This window comes from Flavobacterium pectinovorum, from assembly GCF_022802975.1.
In the GTDB taxonomy this organism is placed as follows: Bacteria; Bacteroidota; Bacteroidia; order Flavobacteriales; family Flavobacteriaceae; genus Flavobacterium; species Flavobacterium pectinovorum_B.
The window spans coordinates 52,674-75,933 of sequence record NZ_JAFEVZ010000010.1 but is presented as its reverse complement, the minus strand read 5'-3'; the positions used below and the strand labels follow the sequence as shown (position 1 = coordinate 75,933).

Sequence of the window (23,260 nt, the reverse complement as noted above, 5' to 3'; positions counted from 1 at the left end):
GCATTAAAATGACATAAAAATACATAGCTTATTATATTTGAAATGTGATCTGGGAAAAACGATTGTTTTTTCTTTGAAATTCGCAAAATTCCAAAATTTTCAAATTGTAAAAACCTATGAATTTTAAACAATTAAACATTACTTTTAGAAAACAGACATATAAGTCAAATGTAGTTTCTTATTTATTGATCTTGTTCTTTTTGATCATTGGCTGTGCCAAAATATCAGGACAGGATATAGAGAAAAAGTTAAGAACAACAACGCAGTTTACTTCGGCATCATTTCCTTTAATTCATAATAAAAAAGTTCCTCCAATTCTTACTGATAAAAATGATGCAGAAGTCGTTGAAATTGCTTCAAAAGCTTTTGCAAATGACTTAGAGTTGGTGAGCGGTTCAAAACCAGCCGTTATTCATGATTACAAAAAAAAGGAAGATTATTTGATAATTGCCGGTACAATTGGTCATTCTGCGTTTATTGATCAGTTGATAAAATCAAAAAAAATAGATGTTTCTGCAATTCAAAACAAATGGGAATCGTATTCTGTAAGCATAATAAACGCACCAATTAAAGGAGTAAAACAAGCCTTAGTAATTACAGGAAGCGACAGAAGAGGAACCGCTTATGGACTATTTGAAATATCTAAATTGGCTGGCGTTTCTCCGTTGGTTTATTGGGCAGATGTAAAACCAAAATCACTAAAATCACTTTATATATTACCAGGAACATTTATTCAAAAAGAGCCTTCGGTTAAGTACAGAGGGATTTTTATAAATGACGAGGACTGGGGGCTTAATCCTTGGGCTGCCAAAAAACAGGATACGGACATCAGAGATATTGGTCCAAAGACCTATGCCAAAGTTTTTGAATTATTACTTCGCTTAAAAGCCAATTTGATTTGGCCCGCTATGCATGATAGTACCAAAGCTTTTTGGTATTATCCTCAAAACCCTGTAATTGCTGATAAATACGCTATAGTAATAGGCTCAACACATTGCGATATGATGTTGCGCAGCAATACTTTTGAGTGGCAGATCGGCTACGAAAAAGAATATGGACATAAACCTGGAATTTACCGTTATGATACTAATAAAGACGAAGTGCTTAAATATTGGGATGATCGTGTAAATGGAGCTAAAAATTATGAAGCGATGTACACAGTAGGAATGCGCGGCATACGAGACGGCGGTATTACAGGTCCGGAGACTAAAGAAGGCAAAATTGCTTTGGTCGAAAATGTGATTGGAGACCAAAGAAGCATTTTCAAAAAATATTTTGGTGCGCCAACCAATGCATTGCAAATATTCTGTCCATATAAAGAGGTTTTAGATTTATACACCGGAGGTTTAAAAGTTCCTGATGATGTTACTCTGGTATGGACAGATGATAACTTTGGCTACCTTCGTCAATTATCAAATACTGCAGAGCAAAAAAGAAGTGGTGCCAGCGGAATTTATTATCATCTATCTTATTTAGGCGGTCCTCATGATTATACTTGGCTGTCTTCTAATTCCCCTTCTTTGATAGCTTATGAAATGACTAAAGCATATCAATTTGGTGCTGATCGGTTTTGGGTTGTCAATGTGGGAGACATCAAACCTGCCGAAATGGAAACACAATTCTTTTTGGATCTTGCCTGGGATACAAAAAAATGGACACCTGAAAATGCATCCAATTACGTAAGAGATTGGGCTGAAGAAACTTTTGGAACACCATTTGCAGATGAAATCGCAGTAATCAAAAATCAATATTATCAATTAGCTCAGAGCGGAAAACCCGAACATATGGGGCTGTTGCAATTTGATTCCAAAGCAAAAGGTAAACGTTTAGAGGATTATTCGGATTTGGTTGAGAAAGTGGATCAATTGAAAGAACGAATTCCCCAGTCACTAAAGAATGCTTATTTTGAATTGATCGAATATCCATCAAAAGGAGCTGCTTTGATGACACAGAAATTTTTCTACGCACAAATGAGTTTAGAAGTATTTGAAACTAATAAAGAATTGGCTTTAGACTATTCACAGAAAGCAAAAAATGCTTTGGAACAAATTATCGCTTTAACTCAATATTACAATAAAGGAATCGAGAATGGCAAATGGGACGGCATAATGACGCATGCACCAAGAAATCTCGAAACTTATGCCATGCCTAAGATTTCAAATCCCGAAATTTTAAGCGACTCTATCCGAAATCCTGCAACATTTGATAAAAGATATTTAGAAAAAAAAATAACTTTCATCGATGCTCCAAAATCATCAAATTTAATTTCCCTAAATGCTTCTGATTATAAAAACAAACAAGAAATCTTTTCAGAAAAAATCATTACTGTTGATGGATTGGGATTAGACGGGAAAAGTATTTCGCGTTATCCTTTTACAGGAAAATCATTTGCAAATCAAGAATATACACAAGCACCTTATGTAGATTTTATTGTAAATTTAAAGACTGGGGAATACCAACTATCGCTTAAAAGCCTTCCTTGTGATGCGATTAATAAAGAGCGGAATCTGAATTTGGCGGTTGTTGTAAATCAGCAGGCACCTCAATTTATTGACACTGATAATTCCCGAAAAGATAAAAATTGGACAATGAGCGTAGTAAGAGGGTATTTTGAGAAAAATATTTCTTTTAAAGTCGATGAAGAGGGTGAAACCAAAATTCGAATCTATTTGCAGGATACTGGTCTTGCTCTAAGCCGAATTGATATTGATTTGGCTGGTAATTAGTTAGCAGTACATCTTAAATTAAAATTTGGGTAAATTATAAAACATTAAAATATCATAGAGTGAAATTAAAGAAACATTTAATCAAAATCGCTGCAATCTCTTGCTGTTTGAATATTTATATAACTTTTGGACAAAAAGTACAATCTAAATTTTGGTCTTCTTCTGCGGAGGCTTTAAAAGAGATGGAGCAAATTAAGAAATTGATTGTTGCACCAACATTCAAAAATAAAAAATTTTTCGTTACTGATTTTGGTGCCAAAGGAGATGGAATAACAAAAAACACTGAAGCTTTTAAAAAAGCAATTGATGCCTGTAATGCAGTAGGAGGAGGTAAAGTTGTAGTTCCGGCAGGGAACTTTCTTACTGGTCCCATTTATTTAAAAAGCAATGTCAATTTTTATGTAAGTGAAGGAGCTGTTATAATTTTTTCGCAAGACACTAAGGATTATCCTTTAGTGCTTACGCGTTGGGAAGGAATGGACTGCATGAATTATTCGCCTCAATTTTACGCCTATAATGAAAAAAATATAGCTGTAACCGGCAAAGGAGTTTTAAATGGAAATGCTGATAAAACGCATTGGTGGCCATGGAAAGGCCGGAAAGAATACGGATGGAAAGATGGTGAACCGAATCAGTTTAAAGCTAGAGAAAGCCTTCATGTTATGATGAAAGAAAAGGTCAATCCTGTCAAGAGAACCTTTGGCGACGGGAATTATCTGCGACCTTACATGATACAGCCTTACAATTGCAAAAACCTTCTGATTTCTGGGGTTAAGATGATTAATTCTCCAATGTGGTTTATAAGTCCGGTAATGTGCGAAAACATCACCGTAGAAAATGTTCACGTTGAATCGCATGGACCAAATACGGATGGCTGCGATCCAGATGCCTGCAAAAATGTACTGATAAAAGATTCTTATTTTGATACCGGAGATGATTGTATTGCGATTAAATCGGGCAGAGATGAAGACGGACGCGGATTTACAAAACCTGCTGAGAATCATATTATTGAGGGGTGTACCATGAAAGACGGCCACGGAGGAATTGTTATTGGCAGTGAAATTGCTGGTGGAGCTAAAAATATTTATGCTGTCAATTGTAAAATGAGCAGCAATGATTTAGATAGAGTGTTACGTATTAAAACAAGTTCCTCGCGAGGCGGAATTATTGAAAATATATTCCTAAAAGACATTGAAGTTGGCACTTACAAAGATGCAGCTATTCTTTGTGATATGCATTACGAAAAACCTGGAGATTTCATTCCGACGATTCGCAATATTTGGGTCGAAAACCTTACCGTTACTGATGGCGGAGAATATGCAATTTCGATAAATGCCTACAAAGAATCTCCTGTTGAAAATCTCAAATTAGTTAATTGTAAAATAAATGGTGCCAAAACTCCGCTTAAAATTGACTATGTGAAAAACTTGAATTTCGAAAACACATTTATAAATGATGCGCTTTTCAAGTATGACAGTATTCAGAAAAAATAATATCAAAATATCGTATTCAAAATAAATTGTAATGAACTTATTTTTAAAATTTAAATCTCTCAGTTTTGCTTTATTATTAATTGTCGCATTAAATTCCTTTGGGCAATCCGATGCAGATAAACAAATCCAATATCTTTCGGGAACAGATGTAACTCATCCCAAAACCTGGGATTTCTTTTGTACCGGTGGACGTAAAAGTGGCGAATGGACAACAATTCAGGTACCTTCAAATTGGGAACAGCAAGGATTTGGGACCTATAATTTTGGACGGGACAATGTGAATTACGGAAAGAATTTTCATTTTTTTGATGAAAAGGGGCTCTATAAAATGAATTTTACAATTCCTAAAGAATGGAAAGAGAAAGATGTTTTTATTGTTTTTGAAGGTTCAATGACAGATACTGAAGTGAAAGTTAATGGGAAGCTGGCTGGTACTGTTCATCAAGGTGCTTTTTATCGTTTCAAGTACAACATCAATGATAAATTAAAATTTGGTTCTCAAAATTTATTAGAAGTAACAGTCAGCAAAATGTCGTCTGATAATTCCGTTAATGGGGCAGAACGTTTAGCCGATTATTGGATTTTTGGAGGTATTTATAGACCTGTTTATCTGGAAGCAGTTCCAAAGGAAAACATTGCATGGACAGCTATTGATGCTAAAGCTGATGGAACTTTCAACATAAATGTGCATTTGAATAAAGTAGTTGTAGATAGAGAGATTGTGACTGAAATTATTGATGCGAAAGGTAAAATAATAGCAAATAATGTTGCAAAAACGGGTAACGATTCTATTGTGAATATTAAAACAAAAGTAGTGAAACCATTGCTTTGGACTTCTGAAACGCCCAATTTATACCAAGTAAAAATATATCTAAAAAAAGGAAGTACGGTTATTTATAAAACAGAAGATAAATTCGGTTTTAGAACTATCGAAGTCAGAGCGCTGGACGGTATTTATGTAAATGGAACAAAAGTAAAAATGAAAGGTGTAAACCGTCACGTACTTTGGCCTGAATATGGACGAGCTACTTATCCTGAGGCTGATTTGTTGGATGTGCAGCTGATAAAAGGAATGAATATGAATGCTGTGCGCTGTTCGCATTATCCACCGGACAAAAATTTTCTTAGTGTATGTGATTCTTTAGGGCTTTATGTAATCAATGAATTGGCAGGCTGGCAAAAGGCATATAGTACTAAAGCGGGAACTCCTTTAGTGAAAGAAATGGTTATTAGAGACGCTAATCATCCTTCGGTCATTTTCTGGAGCAATGGTAATGAAGGTGGACATAATTTCGATTTTGATGATGATTTTGGAAAATATGATTTATCAAATAGAACGGTAATTCATGCACATCATAAACCAGGTAATGCGATTAACGGAATTGATTGCAACCATTATGAAGGCTACGAAAGCACCAAAGAATTAGTGGGCGAAAACAGCGGTAATATTCACATGCCAACCGAATTTTTGCATGCTATGCACGATGGTGGCGGAGCAGCAGCTTTAGCAGATTATTGGGAGCTGCAATGGAACGGGAAACATGGCGGTGGCGGATTCATCTGGAGCTTTGCCGATGAAGGCATCATGCGTACCGATTTGAATAATATGATTGATGTAAATGCAAATAATGCTGCCGATGGTTTAGTTGGTCCGCACCGCCAGAAAGAAAGCAGCTATAATGCCGTCAAAGAGATTTATTCCCCCGTCCGCATTACATTACAAGAACTTCCTGCTGATTTTAAAGGAACTATTCCTGTCGAAAATCGTTACCATTTTACCAACCTCAAGAACTGTAATTTTCAATATGAGTTAATTAATTTTCGCAATAATAATGATAGTCAATCCGGATATATCATCAATAAACAAGGAAAAATTGCATCTCCTGATATTGCACCAACCGTCAGTGGAAATCTAAAATTAAACTTGCCGGAAAGCTGGAACCAGAATGATGCATTGGCGGTTACAGCTTATGATCCGGAAAAAAATGAAATTTACCGCTGGGTTTGGAAAATCAAAACCCATAAATTACTGTTGACAAAATTATTAGCGCAAACCTCCACCACAAAAGTTGATGTAAAAGAAACAGAAAGCCGGCTTACAATAAAAGGAGGAGATATTTCTGTAAGTTTTGATAAGAAAACGGGGATGATACAAAAATTGGAAAATGATAAAAGTCCGAATCTTTCATTTAATAACGGTCCCGTTTTAGTGAGTGGAAATTCAGCTATAACTGGTGTAAAACATTTCAAAGAAGGAGAAAATTATATTGTAGAGTTCAGTTATAGTGGAAATCTCTCCTATGTACGTTGGAAAATGCAGCCTAGCGGATGGCTCGAAATGCAATACAGCTATACACTCAATGGCAAATTTCCATTTGCAGGTGTCAGTTTCAACTACCCGCAAGGTTTAGTAAATAGTGTAAAATGGTTAGGTAAGGGGCCTGGCCGTGTTTGGAAAAACCGTATACAAGGTGTTACTGCTGATGTTTATCAGAACATGAATAATAACACGGAAACAGGAAGCGCCCCGTGGATTTATCCAGAATTCAAAGGATATTATGCTGATATTGTTTGGATGGAGATGAGTACACAACAGGGGAAAATTATGATTGCTTCTCCAGATAAGGATTTATACGTGCGATTATTTGATTTTTACGGAGTAAATGCAGATATAAAAACACCTTTATTACCAACTGGTAATATTTCATTCCTTGATGCAATTCCGCCAGTAGGTTCTAAAATGGCGGTTAATGACAGCGGAGTCAGTGGTTTTGGACCATCGAGCGAACTGAATACTATTAACGAAGCAAAGGAGCGTACTATTTATTTTTTCTTTGGGACACCTAAAAGTTTATCTGTTGAAAATTAGTTTTTATTGATTTTTTAAAATTTTTGTTTATGCTTCTTTAGTTCTTTCCATAAAGAATAGAAGAATAAACCAATTATTTGCTACAGTTGAGTAACAATTAATTGTCGAAACTGTGAGAACGCAAAAAAATCAAGTAATGATGAAGTATTAACCCATTTTTATATCTTATTTCATTATTTGTTATTGAACGGTAATTAAATGAAGTTTAGAATATATATATAGTTATAATTTATCTTCTATTCTAAAAGTTCAAATCCTAATGACTAATTAAAAAGAAAAATTTGTCAAATATTTAAAATTAGATATTTTTTTTAGAATATTTACATCATAATTTAGTATCAATATAAGGCTACATTCTAAGATTATTAATAAAATAAAGTTTTTATCTTCATAAGGTGAATTTTATAATTGTCAAAATATTTTTAACTAATAAATTTGAAGTAAACTTTATAATCTATGATTTATTACATGAAAAAAAACTTAGTTATATTTTATTCATTTTTTATAGTTGGATGCCAAAACTATCATTCTACTATAACCGTCATTTGATAGGAAAGCAAATACGTATAAATAAAAAATGAGCGTTCTAAAAACGCTCATTTTTCGTGAATTCTAAAAACAGATTTGATATTTAATTAAGTACTTTCTCATATTCTAAAGTTCCTAATTGATCTGTTATGATGATTCTCTTTTTTGAATCAAAATAGTCAATTTTAAAAGGTACTGTAAAGACCCCGGAAATTATATTCAGCTGGTCGTTATTTTTAGATAACTTCCATTTTCCTTTGTAGATTTTGTCGCCAACAATACTTTGAAAGCGATTATTATCTTCAAATACTTGATATACCTGATCTGTTTTGTAAGTTTTAATATTCCCATCTCACAAAAGCTTCCATAGCCGCATAAGTTGCCAAACCTAATTGTTGGTACAAAGCTGCTGTTTCTGCATTTCTGTCTTCGGCTCTTTGCCAAAATTCTCTGGCGTCACTTCCCTGAAAAACAACACCGTCCTTTTGTGACTGATGTTTGAAAATTCCGTGACGTTTAGCTAAAACCTGGTCAGGACTCATCGGGACAGCCATTTCAACTTCGTCAATTCCCCATTCCTGCCATGCTCCACGGTATAACCATAACCAACAGTCATTCATAAAAGGTTTTGGTTTTAAAGTTTTAACTGCTTCAAAAATGGCATCCAGACAAACTTTGTGTGTTCCGTGTGGATCAGCTAAATCTCCGGCTGCATAGATTTGGTGTGGCTTGATTTTTTCGATTAAATCCATCGTCAATTGAATATCTTCCTGTCCAATTGGTTTTTTCTCAATGGTACCGGTTTCATAAAAAGGCAATTCCATAAAATGAATCTGATCATCGTTTAAACCCACAAAGTGACTCGTTGCTCTGGCTTCTCCTTTTCTGATTAATCCTTTAATGTAACGAACTTCAGGAATATCAATTTCGCTGTTCTTTTTATTGGTTAAAAAATCTACTGCTTTTTGATAAATGTTCTCTGCTTCAGCACTTTTTATTTCGAATTTTTCATTGTAATCAATCACGAATCTTGCAAAACGTAACGCCTCATCATCCGCAACAGCAATATTTCCTGAGGTTTGATACGCAACGTGAACTTCATGGCCTTGTTCCTGCAAACGCATGAAAGTTCCTCCCATACTGATAATATCATCATCCGGATGCGGACTAAAAATTAAAACACGTTTTTTAGCCGGTTCTGCTCTTTCAGGACGATTGCTATCGTCTGCATTTGGTTTTCCGCCTGGCCAGCCTGTGATTGTATTTTGTAATTTATTAAAAATGGTAATGTTGATATCATACGCCGGACCTGAATCTGCCAATAAATCACTCATTCCGTTTTCGATATAATCAGCATCGGTCAGCATTAAAATAGGTTTTTTAAGGTCTAAAGCCAATCCTAAAACTGCTTTGCGGATTAATTTGTCTGTCCAGATTACCTTTTCTACCAACCATGGTTTATTGATTCTCGTTAATTTTGAAGAGGCTTCTTTATCCAAAACAAAAATGACATTATTATGCTCCTGCAAAAAAGAAGCAGGAATTTGATTGGTTACTTCTCCTTCAACCGATTTATTGATAATGTTAGCTTTTCCTTCACCCCAAGCCATCAAAATTACTTGTTTGGCTTCCATTATTTTCTTTACACCCAATGTGATTGCAGTTCTTGGAGTCTGGTTTAATCCCCCAAAATCTTTGCTTGCTGCAACTCTTGTAATGTGATCTAAAGCAACCAAACGTGTTTTAGAGTTTTGAAGCGAACCTGATTCATTAAAACCAATATGTCCGTTTCCTCCAATTCCCAGAATCTGCAAATCGATTCCGCCTAAAGCTTCAATTTTTGTTTCATAATCAGCGCAATAATCCGCAATTTGTTCTTTGGTTAAAAGTCCATCAGGAACATGGTAATTTTCAGGTAAAATATCAACATGATCAAACAGTAATTCTTTCATGAAACGAACATAACTGTTGATCGAATTTGGTTCCATTGGATAATATTCGTCCAGATTAAAACTGATTACATTTTTAAAACTCAAACCTTCTTCTTTATGCAAGCGAACTAATTCTGCATACAACCCTTTTGGAGAAGAACCTGTAGCTAAACCTAAAATACAAGGTTTGTTTTCTTTTTGTTTTGATTGGATTAAAGCTGCAATTTCCTGAGCAACTGCTTTTGAAGCTTCATTAGAATTTTGAAAAACTATAGTATTGCTATTTTCAAATCGTTTTTCAAATCCGGTTGCTTTGTCTATTATACTTTTCATGTTTTGAATTATTTTTTAATTTTTATTCGGTATTATTTTTTTGACCAGCTTCTGTATTTATGTCCTTTGAAAGCATAAAATATAATCATAGCGTAGGTGGGTAATAACATTAAATAAGCGATTTGATTACCACTTTTAGCTGTTTTTACAACACCATCAGCTTCATTTGCTAAGTTGATTGTTTCTGCCAAAGAGCCGTAAATTAAAGGGAAAATCGCTCCGCCAATAATTCCCATAATCAATATGGCACTGGCTATTTTAGTGTATCCTCCAAGTTCTTGTAATGCCATTGGCCAAATGGCGGGCCAACAAAGCGCATTAGAAAGTCCCATCAGGGCTACAAGAATGATGACCAAAGGCAGAGCTGGAATTCCCGATAATTGAATTTTTATATCAGGAGATATGCATACAATCAGTAATACAATTAGGAAACCCAAAATTCCTGAGGCTTTTAATGCTTGTACCTGAGAAACATATTTCGGAATTAATACAATTCCTAAAATGTATCCAATTACCATTGCTGTCATGGTAAACGAGGTCAGTTTTAGGTAAAAATTACCATCAGTACCATAAACGCCTAATTGTTTTCCAAATCCACCAATTGAATCTCCTGCCAGAACTTCAGCAGCCAGATATAGCATTAATGTAATGACGCCTAAAACCAATTGTGGAAATTGGAAAGCATTGGTTATTTGCTTAAAAATACTCATGTGCGCTACATTTCCTTCTTCATCTAATTCAATTTCAGGTAGTGGCGAAAGTTTTACCAATAGGGCTAAAATAAGAATGATACCTCCCATAAAAATATACGGAGTTTGCAATTGCAAGGCAAGAGCATCTAAGGCAGCAGCTTTTGCATTAGTATCCAGTGCAGCAATTTTATCGGCTGTATAATCCTGCATATTTGATAATACCAAGGCTGTTAAAACTAGTGGCGCTATAAATCCTGCTAATTTGTTGGCAATCCCTAAAACACTTATTCGAGCTGCTGCACTTTCTCTTGCTCCAATAACTACCACATAAGGATTTGCAGCTGTTTGCAGAATTGCCAAACCTGTACCCATAATAAAAAGAGCGGCCAGAAACAAAATAAAAGTGCGACTTTCAGCAGCCGGGTAAAACATAAATGCCCCAAGAGCAATTATAATCAAACTCAGCGAAACACCATTTTTATAACCTACTTTTTCGATTACCCAGGATGATGGAATTGCCATAACAAAATAGGCGATGTAAAAAGCAAAAGTTACAAAATAGGCTTGGGTTGCCGATAACTCGCATGCCATTTCAAAAAACGGAATTAAAGGCCCGTTCAGCCAGGTAACGAATCCTAAAATAAAAAATAATGCGGTCAAAATTACCATCGGAATAAAGGTATTCGGGTGATTATTTTGGATTGCATTTTCAATTTTTAACATAATTTATTTTTTTTAAGAGGGTAGTGGTATTAATCTTCGTTTGATGGTTTTCCTATGGTTGCTAAGATTCCTCCATCTACATAAACAATATGTCCGTTTACAAAATCACTTGCTTTTGAACTTAAAAATATCGCTGCTCCCTGCAAATCATCCGGATCTCCCCAACGGCCAGCCGGTGTTCTGCTTACGATAAATTCATTAAAAGGATGTCCGTCAACTCTGATAGGAGCTGTTTGGCTTGTTGCAAAATACCCCGGGCCAATTCCGTTAGTCTGGATGTTAAACTTTGCCCATTCTGTAGCCATGTTTTTAGTCAGCATTTTTAATCCGCCTTTTGCAGCGGCATAGGCACTTACAGAATCTCTTCCAAGTTCACTCATCATAGAACAAATGTTTATGATTTTTCCGCCACCACGTTGAATCATTCCTTTTGCAACATTTTTAGAAACAATGAACGGACTAATTAAATCAACATTTATTACGGCTGTAAAATCTTCCACTTCCATTTCGATTATTGGAGTTCTTTTGATAATTCCGGCATTGTTGATTAAAATATCAATAGGGCCAACTTCGGCTTCTATTTGGGTTATACCTGCAATTACAGCTTTTTCATCGGTTACATTAAATACATATCCGTAAGCTTCAATTCCTACAGATTTGTATTCAGCAACTGCTTTATCCAGAGATTCCTGCGAAAGATCGTTTACTACAATTTTTGCTCCTGCATTTCCTAATCCTTTGGCCATTGCCATTCCTAAACCATGAACTCCTCCTGTAATTAGCGCTGTTTTTCCAGTTAAATCAAATAAGTTAATTGACATTTTTTATAATTTATAGTTAATAGTGATTTTGATATTATTTAATAGTGATGATCAATGGATTTTTTAATTCCTGATTGAAATTATCCAGATAGCTGAACCATAATTTTTCTGAGGTGATTGTTCCGGCTTTATCCCACGCGGCACCCGTGTAGTAAACAATAGGTTCGTTGCTTTTTACGGCAGTTTTTGCCAATATTTGTTCTTTATCAATCCACATATTGGTTACCGGAGTCAGCAATATAGAGCCTACGGCTGTCGTTCCATTTTCTCCTAATGTTGGTTCCCAGTAGCCCATAATACCTTGCTGTTCATTTAACGAAATAGCACCGGGTTTATCTCTTCTGATAATTCCGACTACAACAGGTAAAGGTTTGTTATCGTTAAAAGTGTAGACGTTTTCAATGCGGTTAAGTTGTGATCCTGCATCGATTGAAATAGTTTTCGTTGCGGTAACTTTTATTCCTCCTGCATTCCAGCTGTCATAAGACAATTGAAATGTAGAACGCAATGGTCCGTTATCCAATACTTTCCATTGGTGATAATTTCCTGAGTAGCGAATCGTATCTTTTACGTAAGGAGCCATGTTTCCTGCGCCCAATGTGTAGCCAACATGATAATAGTCTAATCCGTCACCATGATCGATATGATAATCATTTCGTTTGTAACGTTCGTTCACAACTAATTTATTGGTTCGTTTTACCCAGACATCAAAACCGTAAGCATCTCCGTCTGTTTTTTCTAAAGCTTTTCCGTAGGCACGAAAAGCAATTTTATCATTTTCCCAGGCAAAATCATCCATTCGTTCCGGTACAAAACGAGCGTAGGTTTTGGAAGTGAAAATTTCTGATTTTCCTTTTTGTATGATAAGTGTAAGGGTTGATTTTGCTTTAGAATCTACTTGGATCAATAAATTTTGAATACCAGGATATCCATTGTGTTCTAACTGAAACGGAATTTGCTTTTTTGTAGCCGAATTAATTACAACAAAATTCGCAGTATCTATTTTGGGATAAGAAGACAGAATAGTTTCCCACTTCACAGCTAATACAGCCTCTTTTCGGTCTAATGTTGAATTATTTTGAATAATAACCGTAGCTTTTGTTTGTGCAATAATATTTAAAGGCAAAACCATAGCCAGTAAAAAAAGGATTTTGATAAATTTCATGAGTGTTGTTTAAATCTGTATTATTAATTATTCTTTGGTATCATTTGTTCGATCCAGATATTCACTAGGCATACAGCCGTAATGCTGTTTAAAGGCGGTGGAAAAATACGAGGGTGAGTTAAAACCACACATATATGTAATCTGTGCAATAGTGTAACGTTTACTCTGCATCAATTCGACCGCTTTTTTAAATCGGATTCTCTTTATGAAATCCATCGCAGACTCACCCGTAATGGCTTTCAGCTTCAGATAGAGATTAGAGCGGCTCATTCCGATTTCTTTACTAAATTGATCTACCGAAAATTCAGAATCGGCCAAATGATCTTCGACAATATGAATGGCTTGTTTTAGAAATTCTTCATCAAGTGCATTAAAAGCAATATTTTCGGGTACCATTTCCTTTCCTGCGGAATAATATTCTTTCAGGCGTTTACGAGAGCGCAGCAGGTTTGTAATTTTTGCTGCCAGTAGAGGTGTCGAAAACGGTTTGGTTATATAATCGTCAGCACCCATTTCCAAACCTTTTATCTGTTGACTGGTTTCGGTTCTTGCGGTCAGAAGCATCAGCGGAATATGGGAAGTATTGATGTTTTGTTTCACACGTTTACAAAAATGAAGACCATCCAATTCCGGCATCATCACATCGCTAATGATGATGTCAACCGGTTGAATTTCTAAAAGATCTAGCGCCATCTGACCATCATAGGCCACCAAAACTTCGTATATCTTACCAAAATAATCCTGTAAGTAGTCTAAAATTTCTTTGTTATCATCTACAATAAGCAGTTTAAGAGGCTGGTCTCTTTCTATTATTATTTCTTCTTCCAATGCTAAAGAATCGTCCGTAACCAGGTCATTATCTGATAAAATGGATAATTCGTATGCAGAGTCCTGAATCTGTTGATCATTTCTGTAAACAACGTCAGCAATTGGAATGGCGACTGTAAATATGCTGCCTTTTTCGATCGTACTTTCAACAGAAATAGATCCATGATGCAGTTCGACCAAACGTTTGGTAAAAGCAAGACCAACACCTGAACCCAGGTTCATTTCGCGATTATTGACCTGATAAAAACGATCGAATACTTTTGAAATATCTTCTTCGCTAATTCCAACTCCTGTATCGGTAACTTTTATTTCTACGGTATCATTTTTTTTCAGAAGTTCAATACTGATGCTTTGTCCGGTTTTTGTGTATTTAAAAGCATTGGATAACAGATTGAATAAGATTTTCTCCATTGCATCTTTATCAAAATAAAACAGTAATTGTTCGACTGCAGCATGATACGTAAAATGAATACTGTTTTTTTCTGAAAGTGGTTTAAATGATTCGAAAATTTCATGCGTAAAACGCACAATATCGCCTTTGCCTACTTTAAGCTGTCGTGTCCCCATTTCGGTTTTTCTAAACTCAAAAAGCTGATCTACCAAATTGTAAAGCCTTTTGGCATTAATAAACATTAATTCATGTTTCTTTTTGAATGTTTTATCTGTAAAAGGCATTTTAAGCAGTTCCTCCAAAGGTGCTAAAATCAGGGTTAGCGGTGTTCGAAGTTCGTGAGATACATTGGTAAAAAAATCCATTTTTACCTCATTGATATAACTCACCCTTTCTTTATCGATACGTTCCAGTTTCAACTGCTGAACCGCTTTTATTCTTTCCTTTATAATTTTATAACCAATGTATGCCGCAGTACCAATAATACTCAATAACAATAATGAAAACCAGATTGTTTTGTACCACGGAGCCAGAATGCTTATTTTTAAACTTCTGGTAGCACTTGTTTCTCCATTAGGTCCAATCGCTTTAATTTGCAGGTTATAGGTACCAATAGGTAAATTACTGTAGCTAATTTTAAGCTGATCAGTACGTTGCCAGTCTTTGTCAATTCCTTCCAGTTTGTAGTAATAATAAGTACGATTGGAAGATATATAATTGAAGGTGTTAAAAAAGATACTGAATTGCTTGTATTCCGGACCAATTTCTATTTCGTTTGCCTGATCAATATGTTCTTCCAAAATGTTTGTTTCATCATCTACGGCAACCGTTTTATTTAAGACTTCTAATGCTGTAAAATTCAGTTTTAAAGGAAGCGGCTGTTGTTTGATCTTTGAAGGATAGAAATACGAAATTCCTTTAATTCCCCCAAAAAGCATCATCCCATCTTTGGCTTTATAAAAAGAATATTCGTTGAATTGTTTGTTTTGCAGACCGTCGCTTTCATCAAAAGTTTGAACAGCGCCGTTATCGGGATTGAATTTTATCAATCCGCTGTTGGTAGAAATCCATAAATTGCTGTCATCATCGGGGATTATGCCATAAATGGTTTCTTTTACGAAATCTTTTCTGGCTTTTAGACTAATAAAAGACTCTTTGGTTTCATCATAAAGACGTAATCCTTCTCGTGTACCAATCCAAATTCGGTGTTTTTTGTCTTCAGTAATACAATTGACGATGTCTTCGCTTAATTTTCCGTGTCCTATGTTTCCGAATAAAACATTATCCGGATAAAATAGGGTAACACCGTTTGTAGTGCCAATCCAGATTCGGTGTTTGCTGTCTTCAAAAAGATAGGTTATATCATCTGATGCCGGACGCTTGCCCGCTTTATCGAGATGAATGTGTGTGAAAGATTTTGTATCCGGATGAAACTGGTCTAAACCGGATCTCGTGCCCACCCAGATTCTTCCTTTATAATCTTTCAGAAGGCTGTAAACCAGGTCGCCTGCAATACTGCCCGGATTATTTTCATCATGGCGAAATCGCTGGACAGCACCGCTGTTTGGATTTAGAAGATTTAATCCTCCGTTGTGAGTTCCGATCAAAACATTGCCGTTATCATCAAATTCAATGGCTTTTATATTGTTAGAACTTAAACTGTTAGGATTGTTTTCGCTGTTAGAAAAATAACTGATGGTATTGGTGTTTTTATTCCAATAATTGACTCCTTTATCGTTGCTTCCAATCCAAAAATTACCTTTCGAGTCTTGTTTAATGACACCAATTACTTCATCGTTTAAAGATGGTTTACCAGAGTTTTGACTCAGAAGATTAAACTTGATATCGCTTTTGTGGTAATAGTTAAGTCCGCCGTAATAGGTCCCCAACCAAATTCCGTTTTGTTTATCCTTAAAAAAACAGCGAACCGAATTTTGGCTGATGGTATAAGGCTGTGAAATTTGATGGTAATAATTGGTAAACAACTTCGTATTTGGGCTAAAAATAGTAAGTCCTCTAAAAGTTCCAAGCCAGATATTTCCTTCTGTGTCTTTTCCTATGCATCTAATGTTGTTGTCTGCAATACTGTTTCCGTTTGTGTTATGCAGGAGAGAAGTAAGGTGTTTGTTTTGACTATCATAAGTTATTACACCGTAGCCTTCAGTAGCCACCCATAATTTTTTTCCATCAACATAAACATCATTGATATATGGCTTTTTTACGCCTAAATCAATTTTCGTTAATTGATGTGAGTTTGGTTTTAGTTTGAAAAGTCCCACATCTGTACCCAAAACAATTTGTTGCTGCCAAATCCCGATGTAAGCAATTTTCTTAATTTCATGAGAAGAAGCATTAAATTTAAGTGGAGTGAAATTCTGGTCTTTTGATGAAAGTACAAAAACATCACCGGCACTGGAAGTAGCCCAGATTTGATGCTCACTGTCCTCAGTTATAGCAGAGATATACCATTCTCCTATATTGCGTGGAAGTTCATAATTTGTAAAACTGTCGGTATTGTAATTATAAACACTGATTCCCTGATTACCGCCTATCCACAATTGTCCTTTGTGATCGGTAAAGAGGCTTCGAATGTAGTAAGACTGCAAACTGCTTTTTACATTTTTTATGGGTCTGTAAACTTTAAAACCTTTGCTGTCATAGCGATTCAGTCCGTCCTGAGTTCCAATCCAGATAAAACCAAGATTATCCTGCTGAATGGCAAAAACAGAGCTTTGAGATAGCCCTTTATCAACCGAAATATTACGAAAATACCGATCCAGAACCTGGGCCTGACCTATATTTGCAAAAAGAATCATGCAAAATAATGCTAAGACTGTTATCTTTTTTTTCATGGTATTTAAAATTATACTTGTTGGTTCTGTACTCATTTTTTTCTCTTTTTAAACCTTTATTTTCATTACAATATCCTAATCAGATAAAGGAAACTTGAAATGAAATATAATGAAGCTCTAATTTAAAGAAAAAGAAAACATCATGTCTCTTTTAGTTTTTGTCGTATTTGGCTACATCCGGCAATTCGTCTATGGCTTCCTGTTTGGTTGCTTTATTGCCCTTCATTTCTAAAAGTATCGAACTGTCCTTAAATTGAGACTTATAGATTTTTCCATTAAAATGAACGGGGAGATTACCATAACTGAAAAGTGATTTTTTCTCTTTATTAAAAACCTGTAATGCTGCCGGTTTTTCGCCATCTAACTGCACCTGGATTCCCCAATCTCCAACTTGCAGATGAGATAAGCCATTAGCATTTGACAGGTTTTTAATTACTTCCGTTTTTCCGTCTTTCACTTGTATGATAGTGAGATAACGGAATTTTTGTTTCGCTTCGGATGTAATTCCGGCATGCCATTGATTGACATACTCAATAAGTTTTCCGTCTGCACCGGTTAGTTTGTTCCAGTTTAAAGGCTGTTCGTAGAATTTATCGTGAACCTCCATTTCTAATGGACTGTTGGCAAAAACGCTGGCATTTACATTGCCCACATCTGTTTTTACTGAAAATTTTTGTTGGTTTACATTTGCTGTTGTATCTGCAGAAATAGTATAATACGGCGTGTGGAACTGAGTAGTCCATTTTACTGGTTTATTGGCTTCTAATTCATCATACAAGACAATATAACCACCATCTAACTGCAGCATATGTCTGCGATAATGGGTTACACCACTTTCACCATAACCATTTGCTTTGCTTGGTACTACATTGATTTGTTTGAATCTGTTTAACCAAAAATCACTTTTAATTTCGCCATAAGCATTACTGGCATCTCCCAGTGCATACTGAATGTGCTTACCGGAAATGGCACGAGGTATCCAGCCGTACCCTTCTTCTCCAATTTTTTGATTCAGACTATCCGCTAAAATAGTATTGTAAGCTTTTGATGAACGATAATCTAAAAGATTGTGCTTATCGCTAAAATTACTGTAATAACCTGCTCCGCCAAATATCACTTTGCCTTTGTAATTTATCGTAAACGCATTTTGCGAGGCGTGACCGTGACCCGAAGAACCAAACGGATTGCTGAGTAAAAAACTACTCAGGCTTTTATCAGGATTAGCCAAATCCTCATACATGGCAACTACACCTACGTCTGCAAATTTTCGGGATTTAGGCAGATTACCGGGCGATGTTGTGAGTAGTTTTCTATCAGGCTTATAATTTAGCAAACGGTATAAAAGGTATTCGTCTGTACCGATAAAATATTGTGGATTACGTATTTTAGCTTCATTAACATACCAGTTTAAATAGGGGTTATTCATTTTATACGTTAACGCATCGGTAAACCAAGCCTGACCTCTGCCACCCGTTGGATATTTCTCCCACATATCGCCTGTAGCACTATTGCCAGCGGCTACGGGATTTGTGTAAAGTAGGTAATAAGGTAAGTTCTGCATCCACGGCAGGTAGAAATAATTTACGCCGCTAAAATCGCCAAACATTTGCGATAGGTAAATGATAGACCTGAAATTTACCATAAAATAGCCATTACCTTCATGCCAACCGCCATCAGTAGATCCTAAAACCGGAAACCTTGCTGTCCAGACTTCATACAAATAAGTTAACCATTCTTTGGCTTCGGGTACATCATTTATTACTGCTACCGTAGCAATGGCGAGGTTAGCCATTGTTATTTGCCATACATGATTATCGCTTACATGCATTTCAAAGCGATTAGGCAGGTGATTATAAACCAGTTTTGCTCTTAAAACAATGGCTTTTTTAAACATTTCTTTTTCATCGGACGATAAAAAATCGTAGCCGGCATCGTAAAACCAACCTAAAGCTTCTAAGACAACACCATTGTTAAAATCACTTCCTGTGGCTGGAGCATCGGGGTTCATCTTTATAATGTTGAGGGCTCTTAGTTTTGCGTTTAAAATGAAACGTTTATCCTTTGTTAATTGATAAGCAATACATAAGTTACTTATCGGCTTGCCCACAAAATCACCAAAACCGTGATACATTCGCTCGATAAGAATCTTTTTTTCTAACCGATTTTTACCGGTTGTGTCAATAATTCTTTGTGGTTTTTCAGTAGGGAGTGGAGCCAGCATTAACTTTTCTGCGTAAGCGATAAATTTTTTAGCTTCCGGATTTTCGAGATTATTTCGGTAAAAATCTTCGCCAATATGGTTCATGTTCCATAAAAGCGGATGCGAACCTTCGTTTCGTTTTAATACTTCACTTATTGGAGGTGCTATTTTTTGATCAGCATATTTTGCATCAATCACAAAATCGTAAACGGGAGACCAGGTCCATTGGGTGCTGCCTTTTAAGGAATAGCCATATTTCCAATACCATTTTCCCGGTTTTAAGGATTGATGCAAAGGGTAAACTGCCCAACGCTGTTCTGAACTAGTAAGCAAATCTTTATTGAAATTTTTATTACTGGCAAGCATCACTTTATAACGTACATTGCCAATGTTTGGATCTTCCGCTACATCACTGCCGCTTTCCATGGGTTTTACCATGTTTTTACCGTTTGTCGCTGGCCAAAGCAGGGCAGGAGCATTGGTAGGAACCGTTATTCCGTTTGCCGGATAAGGCCATTCTCGTACCCTTGAATGCAGCTTTTCTGACGTGAGCTTAATTGTTGCGGACTTTTGTTGCCCGAAACAGTTAAGTGCTATGATCCATAGCGATACTATAAATATTGATTTTTTGATCATACTATTTTCTTTTAATCAGATTTACAATCCCGACAGGAAAGGGTCTCCGTTCTTTTTACACCATTGTTTTAAATAACGACGCATTGCGATGAGTTCTTTTTTGTATGCTTTATGAACAGCCAGATTGGTTATCTCTCCAGGGTCTGTTGTTAAATTGAAAAGCTGTTCTTTAATATCTCCTTTGTTGTAAACGATATATTTTAAATCTTTAGAAATTACGGCTCGTCCGCTAATGCCTAAAAGTTCTTCGTTATCGGCAAAATCAGTTTCAATGACCAAGGTGTCACGAAGTTTTAAATTTGGGTTTTCCATCTTTTTGCTAATATCAATTCCTTTTAAATAAGCAGGTTTTGGTACACCTGTGAAACCACAAATTGTTGGAATAATATCTATACCGTTACAAACCAGCATATCATCGGTTCGGGGTTTCCATTCGCCGATTTTAGAAATGATAAAAGGCACTTTAGCCGATTCCTCATATAGAATTTGCTTTTGGTTCCAGCTGTGTCCGGCGTAACCATCGCCATGATCGGCGGTAAAAATGATGATAGTGTTTTTTTCGATTCCGTATTTTTTCAGAGAACCTAAAACCATTTCGATATAATGATCTACTTTTTCAATTAGACGATTGTATGCCCAGCGGTATCGACGCCATTGATCAGGAGTCCAATTGACAGTAGGGTAGGTGCGAAAACTTACTTTTTGCTGATCGCGAACAATTTTGGGTTCATGTCCAGGTATTTTCCAGTTGGCAGGTAATAACGGACATTGATCTGCAGGTGGTGCGCTTTCTAAAACATCCATTTTCAAATCTTCTCCACGGGCCCATTCGCAAATATCATGTGGATTTAAAAAAGAAGCTACAAGTAAGAAAGGTGTATTTTTATTTTCCTTAATAAAGCGGGCACAGAATGAAGGTGTGGCCGCATCATTGTAATCCTGAAAATTGGTATTTTCTATAAATTCAAAACCATGCTGACTAATTTTGGTGGTTGGAACGGGTAAATGCCATTTTCCTACATATCCGGTTTTGTAACCACCATTCTGAAAAATCTTTCCCATCATCAGTAAGTCCTCCGGCCATTGTCCGTCTTTTTCAGGAGCGTTGCCTGTAAAGCCAGTTTCAAAAGGCATTTTTCCGCTCATAATGGCACTTCGGGACGGTGAACATAATGGCTGTGCACAGTAGGCTTTGGTAAATCGCACTCCGTTTGCTGCAAGCTTGTCCATGGCAGGCGTATGCAAATCTTTGTTGCCTGCAATACTCATGGCATCAGCCGTTTGCTGATCGGTCATGATGATTAAAATATTAGGACGTGAAGCGGTTTGAGCCTTACTCAATATGGGGATATTCAGCAATACTAAAACGGATAAAATAAATATGTTTTTTTTAAGCTCCATAGCAAACTATTTTAATCGACTATTATTATTTGATTTGAAAGACTTCAAACACAAGACGAATTTAATCATACCTATTTTACAGGGGTTTCAAATTTGTGTAAAATGATATTAAATTTAGCTAAAACACTTATTAAGCCTTAATTATGAGGTTTTTTTTTTGAGTTTTGAATTAAATGACTGATAAATTATTTCTGCAAATCCTTATTTTGTTGCGTAACCTAATGTTTTTAATTTTTGAAAGACATTAGCGCAACACCCTAATAACCCGGCTTTATTGCCTAAACTTGCCGCTACAATTTTTGTGTTGGAGAAAGCAACTGGAATTGCCGCCGTTTTTACTCTTTGTGTTATTTCATCAATGTAAAAAGAACCTGCTTCGCTAATGCCTCCGCCAATAATCACCTTTTGTGGACTAAAAACATTTACAAAACTTGTGATGCCCGCAGCCAGATAATCAAAATGGTGTTGCATAGCAGTTATTGCTTCTTCTTCTCCTGAACGATATTTTTTGATAATGTATTTTCCATCAATTTTTCCGGAAGCAGTTTTATTTTTAGACTTATAGAAATCAATTAAAGCCGTAACCGATGCGTAGGCTTCGAGGCATCCGCGTCCTCCGCAAGCACAGTTTAAACCGTTTTGCTGTATTACAATATGTCCGAGTTCAGTACCTCGATTGCGATAACCGCCAAATAGCTTTTTATCCATCATAACAGCACCGCCAATTCCCGTACCTACAGTAATAAAAATGGCATCACTGCAATCTTTTGCGGCACCGTAAATTAATTCGCCCAATCCCATTAAATTTGCATCATTATCAATGACGATGTTGTATCCGGTTAAGTTTTTTAAAATTTTGCCAAGTTCCAATTGTTTAAAACCGGGTAAATTGTCTCCGCCACCGATAATTACATTATTCTCAATAACGCCTGGAAAACCAATTCCAACTCCCACAATAGGTTCATTCAACTGCTCTTTGCATTCCTGGATGGAAGCAGCCACGAGCGTTATTATTTCGTCCTGGGTTGTGGCATGTTTGAGCGGAACTATAAATGAAAATAAGATTTCTCCGGATTCGTTAACAGCACCGCATTTGAGTGAAGTGCCGCCAATATCTATCCCGATTGCAAATGATTTTGAGATTTGTGGTTCATTTAAGGTAGTCATGTTCCTGAATTTAATTTGTTGTTTTTTGTTTTATTGTAGTTGTATTTTGTATATCGTTATAGTTCTTCTAAAAACAATTAATGCAGAACGTTGAGTTCTGCATTAATGTCCAAAAACGATTCCATTTTAAAAAAGAATATTCAACGTTTGTTTTGTGTAATTAGTGAATAAAATTTATTTATTACTGAAAGATTTTCCAAAATCTCTCCATATTTGAAATTGTTGCGGAGTCAGGATTGCTTTTTCTTTTGCTGTAATATCAGTTTTCCATGCTTCGAGCTTTGCTTGTCTCTGGTCATAAAAAAGAGCAGGGTCTTCTTTAATAGCCTTTTGACCTTTGCCATTTTCTGCAATTAGATCATGCATTTTTTGTCTATTTACATTACTAAGTTTCATAACTGTAAAAATGGAGTCTCTCAATACTTTCATGTTAGGTTGTTTCTTTTGAGCAAACATAGCTGTACTGATAAAAATCATTGTAAACAATAGTATCTTCTTCATAAT

General features: G+C 35.9%; 12 protein-coding genes. 3 read left to right on the top strand and 9 right to left on the bottom strand.

Going from position 1 to position 23,260, the window contains the following annotated elements:
* Positions 1-116: 116 nt before the first annotated feature.
* From FLV_RS14580 to FLV_RS14570, 3 genes are read left to right on the top strand one after another with little or no spacing between them, the layout of a single operon-like run.
* Positions 117-2,726, top strand: coding sequence for a glycosyl hydrolase 115 family protein (locus FLV_RS14580; protein WP_243234873.1), 2,610 nt, complete (start codon positions 117-119; stop codon positions 2,724-2,726).
* A 59-nt stretch (positions 2,727-2,785) separates the two neighbouring features.
* A complete protein-coding gene (locus FLV_RS14575; RefSeq protein ID WP_243234872.1) occupies positions 2,786-4,219 on the top strand; it encodes a glycoside hydrolase family 28 protein in 1,434 nt (477 codons plus the stop codon).
* 31 nt (positions 4,220-4,250) lie between these two features.
* Positions 4,251-7,088: a glycoside hydrolase family 2 protein gene (locus tag FLV_RS14570; RefSeq protein WP_243234871.1), complete on the top strand. Its 2,838-nt coding sequence runs from the start codon at positions 4,251-4,253 to the stop codon at positions 7,086-7,088.
* Between the two features lie 866 nt (positions 7,089-7,954).
* On the opposite strand, the gene nagB is transcribed toward FLV_RS14570, so the two are convergent.
* The 9 genes from nagB to FLV_RS14525 all read right to left on the bottom strand — a co-directional run bounded on the left by nagB (position 7,955) and on the right by FLV_RS14525 (position 23,257).
* The gene (gene nagB, locus FLV_RS14565) at positions 7,955-9,880 is read right to left on the bottom strand and encodes a glucosamine-6-phosphate deaminase (protein ID WP_243234870.1); all 1,926 of its coding nucleotides are present in this window, start codon (positions 9,878-9,880) and stop codon (positions 7,955-7,957) included.
* A 32-nt stretch (positions 9,881-9,912) separates the two neighbouring features.
* Complete coding sequence (locus tag FLV_RS14560; protein ID WP_243234869.1) at positions 9,913-11,295, bottom strand: sugar MFS transporter; 1,383 nt, start codon at positions 11,293-11,295, stop codon at positions 9,913-9,915.
* A 29-nt stretch (positions 11,296-11,324) separates the two neighbouring features.
* Positions 11,325-12,116 carry a gluconate 5-dehydrogenase gene (locus FLV_RS14555; protein ID WP_243234868.1) on the bottom strand — a complete coding sequence of 264 codons (792 nt, stop codon included), beginning with the start codon at positions 12,114-12,116 and terminating at the stop codon, positions 11,325-11,327.
* Positions 12,117-12,150: 34 nt separating this feature from the next.
* Positions 12,151-13,281 carry a DUF4861 family protein gene (locus FLV_RS14550; protein WP_243234867.1) on the bottom strand — a complete coding sequence of 377 codons (1,131 nt, stop codon included), beginning with the start codon at positions 13,279-13,281 and terminating at the stop codon, positions 12,151-12,153.
* Between the two features lie 27 nt (positions 13,282-13,308).
* On the bottom strand, positions 13,309-17,388 hold the full coding sequence (locus FLV_RS14545) for a hybrid sensor histidine kinase/response regulator transcription factor (protein ID WP_243234866.1): 4,080 nt from the start codon (positions 17,386-17,388) through the stop codon (positions 13,309-13,311).
* A gap of 115 nt (positions 17,389-17,503) precedes the next feature.
* The gene (locus FLV_RS14540) at positions 17,504-20,188 is read right to left on the bottom strand and encodes a DUF4962 domain-containing protein (protein ID WP_243234865.1); all 2,685 of its coding nucleotides are present in this window, start codon (positions 20,186-20,188) and stop codon (positions 17,504-17,506) included.
* Between the two features lie 21 nt (positions 20,189-20,209).
* A complete protein-coding gene (locus tag FLV_RS14535) occupies positions 20,210-21,589 on the bottom strand; it encodes a sulfatase (RefSeq protein ID WP_243234864.1) in 1,380 nt (459 codons plus the stop codon).
* Positions 21,590-21,790: 201 nt separating this feature from the next.
* Entirely contained in the window at positions 21,791-22,756 is a 966-nt protein-coding gene (locus FLV_RS14530; protein WP_243234863.1) for an ROK family protein, read from the bottom strand.
* A 174-nt stretch (positions 22,757-22,930) separates the two neighbouring features.
* A complete protein-coding gene (locus FLV_RS14525; RefSeq protein ID WP_243234862.1) occupies positions 22,931-23,257 on the bottom strand; it encodes a hypothetical protein in 327 nt (108 codons plus the stop codon).
* Between the last annotated feature and the right edge of the window lie 3 nt (positions 23,258-23,260).

Coding starts and splice junctions, on each gene's coding strand:
- FLV_RS14540 (WP_243234865.1), bottom strand. CDS start 20,188: ATGATCAAAAAATCAATATTTATAGTATCGCTATGGATCATAGCACTT.
- FLV_RS14545 (WP_243234866.1), bottom strand. CDS start 17,388: ATGAGTACAGAACCAACAAGTATAATTTTAAATACCATGAAAAAAAAG.
- FLV_RS14560 (WP_243234869.1), bottom strand. CDS start 11,295: ATGTTAAAAATTGAAAATGCAATCCAAAATAATCACCCGAATACCTTT.
- nagB (WP_243234870.1), bottom strand. CDS start 9,880: ATGAAAAGTATAATAGACAAAGCAACCGGATTTGAAAAACGATTTGAA.
- FLV_RS14525 (WP_243234862.1), bottom strand. CDS start 23,257: ATGAAGAAGATACTATTGTTTACAATGATTTTTATCAGTACAGCTATG.
- FLV_RS14580 (WP_243234873.1), top strand. CDS start 117: ATGAATTTTAAACAATTAAACATTACTTTTAGAAAACAGACATATAAG.
- FLV_RS14535 (WP_243234864.1), bottom strand. CDS start 21,589: ATGGAGCTTAAAAAAAACATATTTATTTTATCCGTTTTAGTATTGCTG.
- FLV_RS14570 (WP_243234871.1), top strand. CDS start 4,251: ATGAACTTATTTTTAAAATTTAAATCTCTCAGTTTTGCTTTATTATTA.
- FLV_RS14530 (WP_243234863.1), bottom strand. CDS start 22,756: ATGACTACCTTAAATGAACCACAAATCTCAAAATCATTTGCAATCGGG.
- FLV_RS14555 (WP_243234868.1), bottom strand. CDS start 12,116: ATGTCAATTAACTTATTTGATTTAACTGGAAAAACAGCGCTAATTACA.
- FLV_RS14550 (WP_243234867.1), bottom strand. CDS start 13,281: ATGAAATTTATCAAAATCCTTTTTTTACTGGCTATGGTTTTGCCTTTA.